This window comes from Streptomyces cylindrosporus, from assembly GCF_022698165.1.
GTDB lineage: Bacteria > Actinomycetota > Actinomycetes > Streptomycetales > Streptomycetaceae > Streptomyces > Streptomyces cylindrosporus.
In genome coordinates this window covers 374,904-390,344 of the sequence record NZ_JALDAY010000008.1, presented here as the reverse complement: position 1 = coordinate 390,344, position 15,441 = coordinate 374,904, and the positions used below count along the sequence as shown (strand labels likewise).

General features: G+C 71.7%; 14 protein-coding genes. 8 read left to right on the top strand and 6 right to left on the bottom strand.

Translation table 11 applies throughout. From position 1 onward, the window contains the following. Nucleotides 1-3: 3 nt before the first annotated feature. The 3 genes from MQP27_RS27470 to MQP27_RS27460 all read right to left on the bottom strand — a co-directional run bounded on the left by MQP27_RS27470 (nt 4) and on the right by MQP27_RS27460 (nt 2,751). Nucleotides 4-351: a hypothetical protein gene (locus MQP27_RS27470; protein WP_242768587.1), complete on the bottom strand. Its 348-nt coding sequence runs from the start codon at nt 349-351 to the stop codon at nt 4-6. Nucleotides 352-439: 88 nt separating this feature from the next. Then, nucleotides 440-1,534: a hypothetical protein gene (locus MQP27_RS27465; RefSeq protein WP_242768586.1), complete on the bottom strand. Its 1,095-nt coding sequence runs from the start codon at nt 1,532-1,534 to the stop codon at nt 440-442. Next, on the bottom strand, nt 1,531-2,751 hold the full coding sequence (locus MQP27_RS27460; protein WP_242768777.1) for a PP2C family protein-serine/threonine phosphatase: 1,221 nt from the start codon (nt 2,749-2,751) through the stop codon (nt 1,531-1,533). Before MQP27_RS27460 ends, MQP27_RS27465 begins: the two co-directional genes overlap by 4 nt. Nucleotides 2,752-2,941: 190 nt before the next feature. Here MQP27_RS27460 and MQP27_RS27455 point away from each other — a divergent pair, with 190 nt between their 5' ends. Further along, on the top strand, nt 2,942-3,409 hold the full coding sequence (locus MQP27_RS27455) for a hypothetical protein (protein WP_372511324.1): 468 nt from the start codon (nt 2,942-2,944) through the stop codon (nt 3,407-3,409). An 80-nt stretch (nt 3,410-3,489) separates the two neighbouring features. Here MQP27_RS27455 and MQP27_RS27450 read toward each other — a convergent pair whose 3' ends face one another. After that, nucleotides 3,490-4,035: an SH3 domain-containing protein gene (locus tag MQP27_RS27450; protein ID WP_242768585.1), complete on the bottom strand. Its 546-nt coding sequence runs from the start codon at nt 4,033-4,035 to the stop codon at nt 3,490-3,492. Nucleotides 4,036-4,221: 186 nt separating this feature from the next. Here MQP27_RS27450 and MQP27_RS27445 point away from each other — a divergent pair, with 186 nt between their 5' ends. The 3 genes from MQP27_RS27445 (at nt 4,222) to MQP27_RS27435 (ending at nt 6,957) form a co-directional block, all read left to right on the top strand. Beyond that, nucleotides 4,222-5,214 (top strand): hypothetical protein, encoded by a 993-nt coding sequence (locus tag MQP27_RS27445; RefSeq protein WP_242768584.1) that lies wholly within the window; start codon nt 4,222-4,224, stop codon nt 5,212-5,214. A 53-nt stretch (nt 5,215-5,267) separates the two neighbouring features. After that, nucleotides 5,268-5,858 (top strand): HAD family acid phosphatase, encoded by a 591-nt coding sequence (locus MQP27_RS27440; RefSeq protein ID WP_242768583.1) that lies wholly within the window; start codon nt 5,268-5,270, stop codon nt 5,856-5,858. Nucleotides 5,859-6,051: 193 nt separating this feature from the next. Then, entirely contained in the window at nt 6,052-6,957 is a 906-nt protein-coding gene (locus MQP27_RS27435; RefSeq protein ID WP_242768775.1) for an endonuclease/exonuclease/phosphatase family protein, read from the top strand. 79 nt (nt 6,958-7,036) lie between these two features. On the opposite strand, the gene snpA is transcribed toward MQP27_RS27435, so the two are convergent. Beyond that, nucleotides 7,037-7,771 (bottom strand): snapalysin, encoded by a 735-nt coding sequence (gene snpA / locus MQP27_RS27430; RefSeq protein WP_372511323.1) that lies wholly within the window; start codon nt 7,769-7,771, stop codon nt 7,037-7,039. 193 nt (nt 7,772-7,964) lie between these two features. Between snpA and MQP27_RS27425 the strand changes: the two genes are divergently transcribed. Beyond that, complete coding sequence (locus MQP27_RS27425) at nt 7,965-8,915, top strand: LysR family transcriptional regulator (RefSeq protein WP_242768581.1); 951 nt, start codon at nt 7,965-7,967, stop codon at nt 8,913-8,915. Nucleotides 8,916-8,923: 8 nt separating this feature from the next. Here MQP27_RS27425 and MQP27_RS27420 read toward each other — a convergent pair whose 3' ends face one another. Next, complete coding sequence (locus MQP27_RS27420) at nt 8,924-10,981, bottom strand: PhoX family protein (RefSeq protein WP_242768580.1); 2,058 nt, start codon at nt 10,979-10,981, stop codon at nt 8,924-8,926. 232 nt (nt 10,982-11,213) lie between these two features. Here MQP27_RS27420 and MQP27_RS27415 point away from each other — a divergent pair, with 232 nt between their 5' ends. From MQP27_RS27415 to MQP27_RS27405, 3 genes are all read left to right on the top strand, one after another. Next, a complete protein-coding gene (locus MQP27_RS27415; RefSeq protein ID WP_242768579.1) occupies nt 11,214-13,031 on the top strand; it encodes a VWA domain-containing protein in 1,818 nt (605 codons plus the stop codon). A 129-nt stretch (nt 13,032-13,160) separates the two neighbouring features. Beyond that, on the top strand, nt 13,161-14,876 hold the full coding sequence (metG, locus tag MQP27_RS27410) for a methionine--tRNA ligase (protein WP_242768578.1): 1,716 nt from the start codon (nt 13,161-13,163) through the stop codon (nt 14,874-14,876). Between the two features lie 87 nt (nt 14,877-14,963). After that, nucleotides 14,964-15,440, top strand: coding sequence for a hypothetical protein (locus tag MQP27_RS27405; protein ID WP_242768577.1), 477 nt, complete (start codon nt 14,964-14,966; stop codon nt 15,438-15,440). Nucleotide 15,441 lies beyond the last annotated feature (1 nt).

Here is a 15,441-nt window from a genome sequence, read left to right as displayed (position 1 = left end):
GGGCTACCTTGCGTCGGGGTCCACACCGTCGACGTCGACGCCGGGCGGTTCACCGTCCTCGACGTCACGGCGGTTGTCCCGCCAGGCCTCCACCGCGTACCGGACCGCCTGAAGCAGCTCCTTGAACAGGGCGGAGGCCCCGGCGCCGATCAGAGCGACGACGATCTCGTCGCCGAAGCCCATGGGGCTGCCGGGCTCGACGTCGGTACGTTCCCGCTTCTCGATCGCCAGCTCACCGCGGCTGGCCCACACGTACAGCGGCTGCTCCCGCGCCAGCCACTCCCGGAGAGCGCCGACATCGCTCTCGCTCGCGGTCCGGTCCAGCCGTACCCGTATCTCTCGGTTGGCCACTCCATCCCCCTCAGCCATAACTCACCATCATGACACCGGGGTTGACGAGAGGGGAGGCCCCGAACCGGACGGGGGAGGGAAGGCCTTCTCAGTTCTGCGTCTGCAACTGCTGCAACTGACGGCGTACATGGTCCAGGGCGCCCTGCCGGCGGCCCGGCACCCGGGAGCGCAGGTCGGCCAGCGCGGCACCCAGCTCACGGGCGGCCCCGGCGTCCCGGATCTGCCCCCACTGGTGATGCGCCCGGTCCACGGCCGCCTCGACGGCGGGCGCGTCCGAGGCCTGCCCGGCGCCCAGCCGCGCCGCGGCGACCCCGAGCCAGGTCCGGCAACTGCGCACCGGATCCCCGGCGAACATCGCGAGATCGGCCCGCACTTCGGCCCAGTGCAGGGCTTGTTCGGAGCCGGCGCCGTGGGTCTGGAGGGCTGTTTGTTCGTGCTGGGCGGCGAGTGAGTCGGCGTCGGCGTGGCGCCCTGACTGGACGGCGGCAGTGATAGCTACATGAGGGTCATCTTCCAGGGGTCTGGGGGCGGAGCCCCCAGGAACACCGGCCCCGAACCCACCCGCGGACAACAGCAGATCCGCGAACCCGTCCGCCCCCACCCTCCCCAACGCCTGCTGATGAAGATCCCCCGGATGCGGCCGATGACCACTCCGCAGAATCGTCGCCACCGCCTTCATGTACGCCGGCACGGCCACCGCCCGCCGCCCCGGCGCCGGCGCGATCCGCCCGTAGACCGCGTTGTTGTACCCGGAGTCGAGCCGGTTCGTCCGCAGCCACTCCCAGGTCTCGGCGTCCGCGTGCAGGTCGACGAAGAGCGTCGTCGCCCCCGCCGGCCGCAGCCTCAGCTCCTCCCGGATCCAGTGCCACGGCAGCCCCGTGTAGCGGACCGTCGCCGCCGTCGTCCGCGCCAGCGCGAGATGCGGCAGCCGCTGCCGCCGGTCCAGCTGCAACTGCCCGGTGACGAACAACGTGAGCGGCCCGGGCGCAACCGCCGCCGCGCGCAGGCGAGTCAGTACGGCCTGCGGTTCGAGCGGGTCGGCGAGTTCGACGACGTTGGCCGTGTCCGTGCCGGCCAGCACGGGCGGCGGCACCGCCGCGAGGACGGGAAGGACGGACGCCGCGTCGACCATGCACCCCTTGCCCGCCGGGGCGGCGGCGAGCAGCAGCACGGTTCCGGTCATCGTTCCCTCCCCAGCCCCCGTCGATCACTTACGTCAGCACCGTAACCGCTGCGGCTGCAAAGCCGTGCCTCAGGAGCGCGTCGGCGTACGGCGAAGACGGTCGTGTCGTCGGCGAGCCGCCCGGCGCAGTGCCGCAGCGTGCGGTCCCGTACGAACGCGACGAGGCGCCGGGGTTCGGTCACCCGCGGCTCCGCCGCGACCGCGCGGGCCAGGTCCGCGGCGAGCGGATAGAACTCCCCGTCGCCGTCCCGCGCCTCGGTCACGCCGTCGGTGGTGAGCAGCAGCGTCTCGCCGGTCGCGAGCGGCACGCGCCGCACGGGCGGCGGGCCGTCCCCGGCGAGTTCGCCGAGGCCGAGCGGGAGGCCGTCGCCGGGCGGCAGTTGACGTACCCCCGCGGGCCCCGCGACGAGTGGGGGGTCGTGGCCGAACAGGACGACGTCCACGGCGCCCTCGTCGTCCTCGGGGAAGCCGATCAGCGCGGCGGTGGCGAAGCGGTCGCCGTCCTCGCGGCCCAGCGCGGTGGTGTGGCCGCGGTGCCGCAGCATCCGCGTCTCCAGGCGGTCGGCGACCGTGGCGAGGTCGGCCTCGTGGTAGGCGGCCTCGCGGAAGGTGCCGAGCAGGGCGGCGGCCGCCTCCACCGCGCCGAGGCCCTTGCCCTGGACGTCGCCGATGAGGACGCGGGTGCCGTGCGGGCCGGGCTGGATGTCGTAGAAGTCGCCGCCGACCCGGGCCTCGACGTCGGAGGGGAGGTAGACGGCGGCGTGTTCGAGGCCGCCCCAGTCCGCGGGCAGGGGGCGCAGCACGGTACGGCGGGTGGTCTCGGCGACGTCCCGCATGTGCAGCATGCGGCGCTCGCCGCGGACGCGGACCGAGCAGGCGAGCACGGCCAGGATGCCGCCGACGGCGACGAGGATGAAGTCGGGCAGACCGGTCTGGTACTGGTGCGGCCAGGCCTGGTCGGCGACGACGTACGTCACCACCGCGAGCACCGCGAAGACCGCCGTCCCCCACACCCCGCAGATCGCGGCGGCGATACCGGGCACCAGCACGATCCAGGAGATGATCCGGAACTCGCCGGTGGTGTTGAAGTCGACGAAGGTGATGCACAGCAGCAGCAGGAAGGGCGCCACCCAGGCGACGCTGCGGCCCCGCACGCGCAGCAGCTGGTGCCGCCGCAGGGCGTCCTCGTGCCCGGCCCGTGGCAACCGGTCGAGCATCCCGCGCCGCCCCCCGGCCGCCCGCAACCCACGCCCGCTCACGGCCCCAGCGAAACACGCCCCCGCATGCCCCGCATCCGGGCGTCGAAGCCGCGGAACCCGCTCTGGATCGTCCCCTCCGCCGACTTGCCACGGCCCTCTCCGAGGTGTGCTCTGGAAGGCGGGGGCGAGGAGAGAGAGGAGCGCTCTCATGGCTCAAACGGCACCCGCGCACGGCGGGATGATGGCGAAGGTCAGGTCGAACCGAGCGGCCCGGCCCACCCGTACCCCGGACCTCTTCGACGAGCGGGTCCACGCCGTCGGGCGGTACGGCATCCCCGTCGTCCTGGGTCTCGTCTACGGCTTCTGGGCGGCCGCCAACCGCCGCGGCGGCGGCGAGATCACCGGCTGGAACATCCTGTTCGGCTTCGTCACCGCGGCCGTGTTCATCGTGCTGTGCATCGCGGTCGCGACCTTCGCGCCGCTGCTCAAGCGCGAACTGCACTCGCTGGTGAAGTCCGCCTTCGCGGGCGCCGCGGTCGGCTTCCTGTACAGCCAGACCGGCGAGTCCGTCTACCGCTCGGTGGCCCTGGGCATCGCCGTCACGGCGGGCGTCTTCCTGGTGTTCTTCTACCGCTACTACACGCGCGAGGACGCGGAGGGCCACCGCGTCCGCTGAGGACACAGGTGTGAGGACACAGGTGTACGGCCCCGGCGTGGTTCCGCCGGGGCCGTACACCTCCCTGTGTTTCCCTTCCCTCACCAACCCGGCAGCCAGTTCCACACCCCTGCGGAAGATCCGGCCGCGCTCCAGCTCCACGAGCCCGAGACGCTCCAGGAGCCGGACGCCGAGGCGGCCCAGGCGCCGTCCCAGCTCGGGTCGTTCCAGTTGGCGTTGGACCAGTTGCCGTCCCGCCACTGCGGACACGGGTCCGCGCAGGTCGGCACCCACTGCCCGCCGGTGTCCACGAAGGCGGCGCTCGCCCAGCCCTGGGCGCCGACGAGCCAGTACCAGTACGGGTTGCCGTTGACGCTCTGTCCCTGGACCATGCACTGGACACGGTCCTGACTGCCCGGCGAGAGCCGGTCCACGACGGGTGAGTTGACGGTGGGTCCCGACCGGACGTTGAGTGCGGTGCGGGAGACGATGGTGCCCCAGATCGGACTCCCGGATCCGCCGCCACCATGACCGTCGACGATTGTCGGCGAGGTGGCGGCCGCCGCAGTCCCCGCCGCCGCGGCGAACAGCGTGCCGCCGGCGAGCAGGGTCACGGCCAGGGTCCGCAGGGCCGGAGTGGTGCGCATGATCGGCCTCCTTCTCCCCAGCACCATGAGACACCCGTTCGGGTGAACCCTCCACCGGAGAGCGGAATCCCCAGCTCCGCAGGGCCCTGGGAGGGGCCTCGGACCGGCCCCCGTTCGGCTTGTCGTATGCACCCATATGCAGTCGAACGACTCGCGGACCCCGGCCCCAGGCCCTTGCCTGGAAGGGTGCCCACACGCCTCAGGAGCGTCCTGTCGGCCGCTCTGATCGCCCTCGCCTGCCTCCTCGCGCCGTGCGGCGCGCTCGCGGCCTGGGCCGCCTACGGGCTCGCCGACACCGGCCGGTACGTCACCGCCATGGCGCCGCTCGCCGCCGACCCGGCCGTGCGGAACGCGGTCGCGGACACCGTCGGCGCCGGGATCATGGACGAGGTCGGCCGGCGGGCCGACGTGCGTCCCGTGCGCGGCACCGTGCGCCCCTTCGTGCACGACGCGGTGCGCTCCTTCACCCGCACCGAGGCCTTCCGGCTGGCCTGGGACGCCGGCAACCGGGCTCTGCACGACGCCGTGCTGCACGCCCTGCGCGACGAGCGCGAGCGCGAGGTGACCGTCGACCTCGCGCCGGTCACCGCCCAGGTCAAGCACCAACTCGCCGTCGACCACGTGCCGTTGGCGTCCCGTATCCCGGTCGAGCACACCGCGGTCCCGGTACTCCCGGCCCAGGATCTGGACCGGCTCCGGAAAGGGTTCCACGTGCTGGAAGTCGCCGCTTTCTGGCTCCCGCTGGCGGCCGTGGTCTTCGCGGTCGCCGGCATCGCGGTCGCCGCCTGCCGCCGCCGCGCGGTCACCGCGACCGGCCTCGGCACGGCGCTGGGCGGGGCCCTGCTGGGCCTCGCGGTGGCCGTCTGCCGCCGCCTCACCCTCGACGACCTGCCCGAACAGGCCCGCCGCCCGGCCGCGGGCGCCATCTACGACGCGCTGACCACGACCCTGCGCCAGGCCTCCTGGCTGCTGGTCGCCCTCGGCCTGACGGTGGCCGTCGCCGCGTGGCTGAGCCGATATGTCGGGTCGATCCGGTACGTACGGCTGCGCGGGCGCGTCCCCGCGGTGGAGCCGCTCAGGGCGGATTCACAGGCTGCTGACCTGAACATGACCGTGACGTCACCGGGTGATCCATCAGGAGTCACCCGTTCCACTCCCGGGGCCAGCAGCGTGGGCTGACGATGTCCGCCGGTACGGAGCCGGCGGCCACCGTGACCGAGGAGCACCCCCCGATGATCCGTCCCACCGCGCGCCGCACCGCCGTGATCGCCCTGGCCGGCCTGGCCCTGTCCCTCGCCGCCGCCCTGCCCGCGCAGGCCGCCGACGTCACCGAGGCCCAGTGGCTGTCCGACGTGGCCGCCGTCACCGGCCCCGCGCAGACCTACATCGACGGCCGCGCCGCCGCCAACACCTCCGGCGCCAAGCAGGCGATCGTCCTCGACATCGACAACACCTCGCTGGAGACCTACTTCGAGGGCGCCGGCACCTCCACCCCCGCGACCCCGCCGGTGCTCGCCCTGGCCCAGGACGCGCACGCCAAGGGCCTGAGCGTGTTCTTCATCAGCGCCCGCAGCAACCTGTTCAACTCGATCACCAAGTCGAACCTGACGTCGGTCGGTTACACGGTCGACGGCCTCTACGCCCGTACGGTCGCGCAGATGCTGACCGAGTCGGTCGCCGACTTCAAGACCTCGCAGCGCAAGGCGATCGAGGCGAACGGCTACGACATCGTCGCCAACATCGGCAACAACACCACGGACCTGTCCGGCGGTTACGCCGACGCGACGTACAAGCTCCCGGACTACGACGGCCTGCTGGACTGACCCCGGTCCGGCCCCGCGAGCGGCCCCCGGATCGGTACGCACTCGGAACCCGTGGCGCGCGTGGAGATACGCCCGTAATGTCGTGCCGGTGACGACACAGCCCGTCCGGGGGGCGAGGGCGAGGCCCGTTCAGGGCCGGAGCGGGGGGCCGGGGGCCACGGGTCCCCGGCGGTTCGGTGCCTGGGTCGCCGGGCTGCTGCTGGCCTGCACGAGCATCGTCGCCGGGTGCCGTGCCGCCGACACCGACGGAATCACCCCCGTCCCCCAGGTCCTCGCCTTCCTGCCCTGGCTGGTGGCGCCCGCGGGGCTGGCGCTCGCCCTCGCGCTGCTCGCCCGGTGGCGGGTCGGCATGCTGTGGTCGCTGCTCGTGCTCGCGGTGCTGGCGTGGTTCGTCGAGCCGTACGGGAGGACGGACGAGCCCGGGGGCGCGGCGGTGGCAGAACTCAAGGTGCTCACCTCGAACGTCGAGTTCGGGCGGGGGACGGCGTCCCTCGTCCCCGTCGTGCGGGCGCGGAAGCCGGACATCGTGTTCGTGGAGGAGTGCGAGTACACCTGTCAGAGCACGCTGCGGCGGGACTTCGCGAGCGATTACCCGTACCGGCAGGCCGTGGTGGCGGGGGGCTCGGAGGGGTCGGTCGTCCTCAGCCGGTTCCCGCTCAGGGCCACCGGCGGGGTCGAGGGGACCATGGGTATGCCCGGTGCGGTCGCCGACGTGCGCGGGCACGACGTGCGGCTTCAGCTCGCGCATCCGATGCCCCCGCTGCCCGGTCAGGTCGGCGTGTGGAAGAGGGAGCTGGGCCGGCTCCGGGACGTCGCGGCCGACACGCGTACGTCACTGATCCTCGCCGGGGACTTCAACGCCTCCCAGGACCACGCCGCCTTCCGCCGCATCCTCGACACCGGCGTGCGCGACGCCGCCCGGCTCGCGGGGCACGACCGGACACCGAGCTGGCCCGCCCGGCTCACGCCGGCCTTCGGCGCCCAGATCGACCACGTACTCGTATCGAAGGACTTCTCGGCGAGCAGCGCACACTTCCTCGAACTGGCCGACACCGACCACCGAGCGCTCCTGGTGACCATCACACTCCACCAGCACTGATCGCCCGGCCGCGGTGCGGGCCGCCTCGTACAGGAGGGCGGCCCGCACCGGGGTGGGGGGTGGTGGCCGGCGCGGGTGGCTAACGCGCGCTCTTGTGCAGGGACTTGTCGCTCAGAGCCTTGTCGCTCAGGGCCTTGTCGAGGGCTGCCTGGAAGCCGCCCGCCCACAGCTGGTCCACGCGGGCCCGTTCGTTGGCGTCGGGCTGGGAGTTGGTGCAGGACGGGCCGGGACCGCCGCCCGACATCAGCTCGCTGCACGGGCCCGAGTAGTGGTCCGGCAGCCCGAGGACGTGCCCGGTCTCGTGCGCGGTCACGCGCGTGGAGTCGTACTGCTGGTTCTGCGCGTAGTCCAGGAAGACGTACCCGCTGCCGTGACCGTCGGTCGAGGCGTACGAGCCGCGCGAGTCGTTGCCCTCGCGGTAGCTGAAGTCGGCGTTCGAGCCCGACTGGAGCTTCACGTTCGACACCGCGCTGTTCCAGATCTGCGCGCTGCGGGCTATCTGGGCGCTGAACGTCGGCGCGCGGGAGGCGTCGTAGACGACGGTGACGGCGGCCGCGCTGCTCGGACGGGCGGCGCGCTTCTCGGCGACGGACTTCAGGACCGCCTGGAAGAACGCCTGGTCGGCCTTGGCCTCGGCGGCCGACCCGGTGTAACCGGCGTACGGCGCGGGGGCGGGAGCGGGGACGGGGGCGGAGGCAGCGGCGGCCGGAACCGCCGTGCCGAGGCCGAGGACGGCGAGGCTCAGACCGGCCGCGGCCACCGCACGGGACAGTGATGTGGACTTGGACAGGGATGTGGAGCTGGGCATGCGCATCGAGGACTCCTTGGTGGGGGGTGAGTCGTCGATGCGAGTGTCGGTGCCTGTGGGGCGGCTGTGATGATGGCAACCGGCGATAGCACGGCCGTATCACCGCCGTATCACCGCCGCCCCCGCGCCCAATTCGCGTGTGCCGGGCGGGATTTGTGCGTCTGGTGAAACCTTGGGTTCCGCTTTACCCTCCGAGGGCATGGACCTAGAGGTGAGGCACCTCCGCGCGCTGTGCGCCATAGCCGACACCGGCAGTCTGCACCGCGCCGCCCGCCAACTGGGCGTCGCCCAGCCGTCGTTGAGCACCCAGCTGCGCCGGATCGAACAGGAGCTGGGCGGTGCGCTGTTCGTCCGCGCGCGCACCGGCTGCCGCCCCACCCCGCTGGGCCGCCTGGTGCTCAGCCGCGCCCGCCCGCTGGTGGCCGAAATGCGCTCCCTGGTCAGCGAGGCACGGGCCGCGGCGACGGGCGACACCGAACTGCGCGTCGGCTCCACCGCGAGCAAGGCCCTGGCGGGCTGGCTGCGCCGGCTGCGCGCCCGCGGCCAGGACCCCACGCTCCATATGAACGTCTCCCCGAACGCCCTGCTCCGCATGGTCGCCGACGGCCAGCTCGACGTGGCCTTCGTGCACGAGGTCGAGGGCTGCCCGCTGCGCATCCCCGAAGGCCTGCGCCTGCGCGTCCTGATCGACCGCGAGCCGCAGTTCGTGTCCCTGCCCGCCGACCATCCGGCCGCCGCGCACCCCGTGGTCCACGTCCGCGAACTGGCCGACGACCGCTGGATGATCGACCCCACCGTGGACGGTGAGTGGGACGCGGTCCAGCGCATGTTCCGCGCGGCCGGCATCAGCCCGCACGTCCTGCACGGCGACTACCACACGGCCGCCGCCCTGGTCGCGACCGGCGAGGTGGTCACGGTCTGTCAGCCGACGGCCCTCTCCCGCCCCGACACGGCGGTACGCCGCCTGCACGGCGACCCCCTGGGCGTACGCCTCCTGCTCGCGGCCCGCACGGAGACGGACCTGGACGGCGCGCTGCCGACGCTGGAGGAGGCGTACCGGGAGACGGCCCACCAGTCCGCGGCGTACCGGGAATGGCTGGAACACGAGACCGCGACCGCGACCGCGGCCCGCGCCCCAGCCCTCCCGTGAGGGGTCGCTCAGACGCCGATGTCGCCGCCGTCCTTCTTCCATACGGCGACCACGGCGGGCCGCGTGATCCTGCCGGGTCCGTCGGGCCAGGTGCTGGCGGGCTTCTCCACGGAGGCCCCGTCGATCTCACCGGGATGCTGCACGGCGACGAGCACGCGCCGCTCCTGGATGACCGGCCCACAGGTCTCGGCACCGGTGGGCACGGTGAGGAACTGCTTCAGCTCCCCCCTTCGCTCACCCTTGGTGGCGACCCCGAACAGCCCGTCGTGCGAGCCGAGTTGGTTGCCGTCGGTCGAGATCCAGAGGTTGCCGTACGGGTCGAAGGCGACGTTGTCCGGGCAGGAGATGGGACTCACGTCGTCCTTCGGGAACCCGGCGAAGTAGGTGGCCGGGTTGTCCGGGTCACCGGCGACGAGGAAGAGCGACCAGGCGAAGGACGTGCTCTCGGCCCGGTTCCGGCGCTCGGTCAGCTCCAGCACATGGCCGTGCTTGTTGGCGTTGCGCGGGTTGGCCTCGTCGGCCTTGGCGTTCGTACCGACACCGCGGTTGGTGTTGTTGGTGAGGACGACGTACACCTTGCCGGTGTGCGGGGAGGGCTGGATGTCCTCGGGCCGGTCCATCTTGGTGGCGCCGACCTTGTCACCGGCGAGCCGGGTGAACACGAACACCTCGTCGGCGCTCATCCCGTCGACGTGCGAGACGGCACCCTCGGCGCTGGCGGTGGCGAGCGGAATCCACTCCCCGCTCCCGTCGAACTCCCCGTCGCCCGGCAGCTTCCCGCTCCCGTCGATCTCGATGGCGGGCGAGTCGCCGGTGAGCCTGGCGACGTAGAGCGTCCCCTCATCCAGCAGCGAGAGGTTGTGCTCGCGCACGGCCCGCCCGTGGCCCTTCCTCATCCGCTTGCTGCCGACGAACTTGTAGAAGTAGTCGAACCGCTCGTCGTCACCGGAGTAGACGACGGGCCGCCCGTCGTCGGTGAGCCGCACGGTGGCGGCCTCGTGCTTGAACCGCCCGAGGGCGGTGTGCTTGCGGGGCACGGAGTCCGGGTCGTACGGATCGAACTCGACGACGTACCCGAACCGATGCACCTCGTTGGGCTCCTGGGCGACATCGAACCGCTTGTCGAACCGCTCCCACTTCCGCTCGGTGGCACCGGTCCCGATCCCGTACCGCTTGTCGGTGGTTCGGGAGGAGTTGGCGAAGTACTGGTTGAAGTTCTCCTCACCGTGGAGGGTGGTGCCCCAAGGGGTGGTGCCGCCGGAGCAGTTGTTGAGGGTGCCGAGGACCTTGGTCCCGGTCGGATCGGCGGAGGTCTTGAGGAGATCGGACCCGGCGGCCGGCCCCGTCAGCCGGAACTCACTGGTGGCGGTGACGCGCCGGTTGAGCGGATGCCGCGGAACGGCGACGAGCCGCCCGCTCCTCCGCTCCCCCTCCACGACGACGGCGGACAACCCGTGCGCGGCCCAGGCGACCTCGACCTGCTGCCGGGTGGGGTTGGCGGCGTCGTACCCGCGGAACATCAGGATCTCGTCGGTGTACTCGTGATTGGCGACGAGGAGCTGCCGACCCGTCTCCCCCGGCAGCGGCAGCAGCGCGAGGAAGTCGTTGTTGTACCCGAACTGCCCGGCCTGGGCGGCGGCGGTCTGGTTCTCCGGGTCGAAGGCGGGGGCACCGCGGAGGATGGGCTCGCCCCAGCGGATGACGACGTTGTACCCGTAGCCGTCCGGGGTGACCACGGCGTCAAGGGTGTTGGGCGCGACGGACGAGTACCGGAGCCCGCGGGCGCCCTTGGGGGGTGTGGGTTTGGTGTACGACGGTTGCGTCGCGGCGGCACCGGCGGGCCGGGCGGCGCCCACCGTCGCCGTCCCGGCCGCGGCGGCGACGGTCACGACCGCGGCGGCACGCATCATCGACCGCCGCCCGATGGCGCCGGCGATGACGTCGCCGACGTACTCGTTGTCGCTGGTGTTGGGCACCTCGTGGAAGCAGGCGTCTCCGCAGCGGAACCGGCAGGTGAGGGCGGACCGCCCACCTGAGTGCCCGACGATGGGCAGCAGCTTGCGCACTTTACTCTCCCCTTGCGATCCCTTGGTGTGAGCGTGACGTTAGGGGTGCATACGTGCGGTGACACTGCGCCTACGTGAACGAAAGGCGAATCCGAGGGATCCAAGAGGGTGTTGACAGCCGGGCGTTCCCTGTCCCCCGCCCCTGCCCAAGATCGCCATGCGGGGCCGCTAACCTTACGTGTCCGTCCTGGCCAGTGATTGACGGTTTCAACTCACGCGAAGGGTTGCGCACATGGGCATTCTCACTCTCCTGCGGAATGCGTTCGGCAGGTCACGCAAGGGGCGTGCCGCCGAAGCAGAGGGTGCGGACCGAACCCCTTCGCAGACGCCGACGGTCCCGTCTCCGACGCCGTCCCCCGAGACGCCGCGGGCGGCGGAGGTACCGGACCCTAAGTCCGACGACGAGCACGAACTGGTGTCGGCGGCGTTCGACAACGTGACGGTACCGAGGCCGGCTTCGCCGGTGGAGCCGACGGAGACGCTGGAGCCGACGCCGGTCGCAGAGGAGCCGACGGCCGCGGAGGCGCCGGTCGCGGAGGCGACGGCCGTGGGGGCGCCGGTCGCGGAGGCGCCGGTCGCGGAGACGGCTGCTGAGGCGCAGACGGTGACCGAGGAGAAGCCGACGCCGGAGCCCGAGCCGGTGGCCGAAGAGACGGAGGTTGAGCCGGTCGCCGAGCCGGAGGTCGAGGAGGAGCAGACGTCGGCGGCGGTTGCCGAGGAGGTGGCGGAGCCCGAGGCCGCGATCGAGGCGGAGCCCACGCCGACGGCGGTTGCCGAGCAGCCCGTCACGGAAGCCGAGGCCGTGATCGAGGCGGAGCCCGAGACCGCGGAGGTGACGGAGCCCGTCGCCGAGCCCGAGGCGGTCGTGAAGACGGCCCCCGAGCCCGAGCAGGCCACTGAGTCGGAGGAGCCCGAGGCCGCCGTGGAGGAGCCGGTCGCTGAGGCCGCGCCCGAGGAGGACCCCGCGCCCAAGCCCGTGACCGGGACGGAGCCCGAGGTCGTGGCCGACGAGCCCCTCGCGGAGGCAGAGGTGTCGGAGCCCGTCGCCGAAGCGGAGCCCGAGACGGTCGCGGAGACCACCACCCCCGAGCAGGTCGCTGAGCCTGAGGAGCCCGAGGCCGAGCAGGTCGTGGAACCGGCGCCCGAGGCCGCCGAACCGCAGCCCGCGCCGACCACCGAACCGGAGCCCGTACCAGCCGCTGAGCCGGAGCCCTCGCAAGCCGCTGAGCCGGAGCCCGCGCCAGCCGCCGCACCGGAGCCCGAGACGGTCGCCGCTGCCGTCGACGAGCCCGCGGCCGCCGATGGCGAGGTCGCCCCACAGGGGCCACCCGCACCCGACCACGAAACCGTCACGGGTGGTGCGGGTGGGAACGACTCGGCCGAAGGCGAAGCCGAGGCCGAGGCCGACACAGAGCCCGGCAGCGACGCCGCCGCAACCGCCCTGGCCAAGGCCAACCTCACCGGCACCCGCGCCACCACCTACCTCGTCCTCGACCGCTCCGCGAGCATGCGCCCGTACTACAAGGACGGCTCAGCCCAGGCCCTCGCCGACCAGACCCTCGCCCTCGCGAAGCACCTCACCCCCACCCCCGACACCCCCACCGTCCACGTCGTCTTCTTCTCCACCGAACTCGACGGCACCACCGACCTCACCCCCACCTCCCCCGAAAACGCGATCGACGAGACCCACGCAGCCCTCGGCCGCATGGGCCGCACCAGCTACCACGCCGCCGTGGAAGCCGTCCTCGCCCACTACGACAAGCACCACGACAAGAACGCCACCCCGCCCACCCCCGCCCTCGTCGTCTTCCAGACCGACGGCGCCCCGGACGCGAAAACCCCCGCCACCCAGTCCCTCACGGACGCCGCGAAGACCCACCCCTCGGTCTTCTTCTCCTTCGTCGCGTTCGGCGACCACGACAACAAGGCCTTCGACTACCTCCGCAAACTGAAGACCCCCAACACGGCCTTCTTCCACGCGGGCCCCACCCCCCTGGAGCTCACGGACGCGGAGCTCTACGACGGCGTACTGATCGACTGGCGCCCGTAACCCCAAGACCCGCAGCCCCCGTGCCGCCCGCTTCTCACCTCGTAAAACGAGAAGCGGGCGGCCCACCCATGTCGGCTACCATTTCAAGGTTCGCAAAACAAGACGACCCGACCTGGGAGCAGCCCCAAGATGGCTCGACACCTCATCACCAGCGCCCTTCCGTACATCAACGGAATCAAGCACCTGGGCAACATGGTGGGGTCCATGCTCCCGGCGGACGTGTACTCCCGGTACCTCCGCCAGCGCGGCCACGACGTCCTCTACATCTGCGCGACGGACGAGCACGGCACCCCCGCGGAGCTGGCGGCCAAGGAGCAGGGCCTCCCCGTGGACGAGTTCTGCGCACAGGCCCACGACGCCCAGAAGGCGGTCTACGACGGCTTCGCGCTCGCCTTCGACTACTTCGGCCGGAGTTCCTCCCCGCAGAACGTCGAGATCACCCAGCACTTCGCCCGCCGCCTGAACGAGAACGGCTTCATCGAGGAGCGGGCGATCCGCCAGGTGTACAGCCCCGCAGACGGCCGCTTCCTCCCGGACCGCTACGTCGAGGGCACCTGCCCCCACTGCGGCTACGACAAGGCCCGCGGCGACCAGTGCGAGAACTGCACCCGCGTCCTCGACCCGACCGACCTGATCAACCCCCGCAGCGCGATCTCCGGCTCCACCGACCTGGAGGTCCGCGAGACCAAGCACCTCTTCCTCCTCCAGTCCAAGCTGCAGCACGAGGTCGAGGCCTGGGTCGCCCGGCACGAGGACGACTGGCCGCAGCTCGCCTCCTCGATCGCCCGCAAGTGGCTGAACGAGGGCCTGCACGACCGCGCGATCACCCGCGACCTGGACTGGGGCGTCCCGGTCCCGGCCGACACCTGGCCGGAGCTGGCGGCGGAGGGCAAGGTCTTCTACGTCTGGTTCGACGCCCCGATCGAGTACATCGGCGCGACGAAGGAGTGGTCCGACCTCGACCCGGAGAACCGCGACTGGAAGTCGTGGTGGTACGAGGTGGACGACACCGTCCGCTACACCGAGTTCATGGCCAAGGACAACGTCCCCTTCCACACGGTCATGTTCCCGGCCACCGAGCTCGGCGTGCGCGAGCCGTGGAAGAAGGTCGACTACGTCAAGGCCTTCAACTGGCTGACGTACTACGGCGGAAAGTTCTCCACCTCCCAGAAGCGGGGCGTCTTCACCGACCAGGCCCTGGAGATCCTCCCCGCCGACTACTGGCGCTACTTCCTCATCGCCAACGCCCCCGAGTCGGACGACTCCTCCTTCACCTGGGAGCACTTCACGGCCACGGTCAACAAGGACCTCGCCGACACCCTCGGCAACTTCGTCAACCGCGTCCTGTCCTTCTCCCGCAAGCGCTTCGGCGACGACGTGCCCACGGGCGGCACCCCCGGCGAGGCGGAGACGAAGCTGGGCGAGCAGATCGCCGAGCTCCTCGCGGAGTACGAGTCCCACATGGAGTCCCTCCAGTTCCGCAAGGCCGCCGCCGCCCTGCGCGCCCTGTGGTCGGCCGGCAACTCCTACCTGGAGGAGAAGGCCCCCTGGCTGGAGATCAAGACGGACAAGGACGCCGCGGCCCTCACCCTGCGCACGGCGATGAACCTGATCCACCTCTACTCGGTGGTCTCGGAGCCCTTCATCCCGACGACGGCGAAGATCATGCGCGAGTCCTTCGCCCTGAAGGACGACACGGCCACCTGGACCTCCGCCGACGAGGCCCGCTCCCTCACCACGATCCCGCCCGGCACCCCCTTCACGGTCCCCCCGGTCCTGTTCGCGAAGCTCACGGACGAGGACCTGGCCGCGTACAAGGAGCGCTTCGGCGGCGAGTCCGAGTAGGCGTTTCGACAGGCGTTAACGCGTAGGAACGGTGAGAGACGGGGCTCGGGAAGCCGAACGGCTTTCCGGGCCCCGTATTGTTCGGCCATGGCAGTACCCGAAGTCGTTCCGATCGCCTACGAGCCGAGGCACCGGACCGAGTCCATCGGCCGGTACGCGGACGGTCAGTTCCTGGCGTCGATCAGCTATGCCTTCCCGGCGGGATTCCGTCTCGACCAGGGCTGGGAAGAGCACAAACGTCTCTACACCGTGCTGCACACCTTCGACCCCGAGGGCCGCTACCGCGACTCCGAGATCTGGTGTGCCGGCACCTGGGCCGAGCAGCTGCGCAACCCGGACGGCGAGGACTCGGTCCTCCAGCGCGCCCGGGTGCACCTGGCGAAACTCCTGCGCAGCCTGCCCCGCCGGTCGTACACCGACATCGCGGTACGACCGTTCCAGGTCACCGTGGACGGTGTGCTGTTCGGCCTGCTGACCGGCGAGGACGAGGAGGGCAGCTGGGCCGAGCTCTACCCGGACCGCCTCTTCTTCACCGCGCCCTGGAACGGCTCGTACGACACATAGC

What these genes read in the sequence shown, in the direction of transcription:
- MQP27_RS27465 (WP_242768586.1), bottom strand. Translation starts at nt 1,534, where the DNA reads ATGACCGGAACCGTGCTGCTGCTCGCCGCCGCCCCGGCGGGCAAGGGG.
- MQP27_RS27460 (WP_242768777.1), bottom strand. Translation starts at nt 2,751, where the DNA reads ATGCTCGACCGGTTGCCACGGGCCGGGCACGAGGACGCCCTGCGGCGG.
- MQP27_RS27455 (WP_372511324.1), top strand. Translation starts at nt 2,942, where the DNA reads ATGGCTCAAACGGCACCCGCGCACGGCGGGATGATGGCGAAGGTCAGG.
- MQP27_RS27450 (WP_242768585.1), bottom strand. Translation starts at nt 4,035, where the DNA reads ATGCGCACCACTCCGGCCCTGCGGACCCTGGCCGTGACCCTGCTCGCC.
- MQP27_RS27440 (WP_242768583.1), top strand. Translation starts at nt 5,268, where the DNA reads ATGATCCGTCCCACCGCGCGCCGCACCGCCGTGATCGCCCTGGCCGGC.
- snpA (WP_372511323.1), bottom strand. Translation starts at nt 7,771, where the DNA reads ATGCGCATGCCCAGCTCCACATCCCTGTCCAAGTCCACATCACTGTCC.
- MQP27_RS27425 (WP_242768581.1), top strand. Translation starts at nt 7,965, where the DNA reads ATGGACCTAGAGGTGAGGCACCTCCGCGCGCTGTGCGCCATAGCCGAC.
- MQP27_RS27415 (WP_242768579.1), top strand. Translation starts at nt 11,214, where the DNA reads ATGGGCATTCTCACTCTCCTGCGGAATGCGTTCGGCAGGTCACGCAAG.
- metG (WP_242768578.1), top strand. Translation starts at nt 13,161, where the DNA reads ATGGCTCGACACCTCATCACCAGCGCCCTTCCGTACATCAACGGAATC.
- MQP27_RS27405 (WP_242768577.1), top strand. Translation starts at nt 14,964, where the DNA reads ATGGCAGTACCCGAAGTCGTTCCGATCGCCTACGAGCCGAGGCACCGG.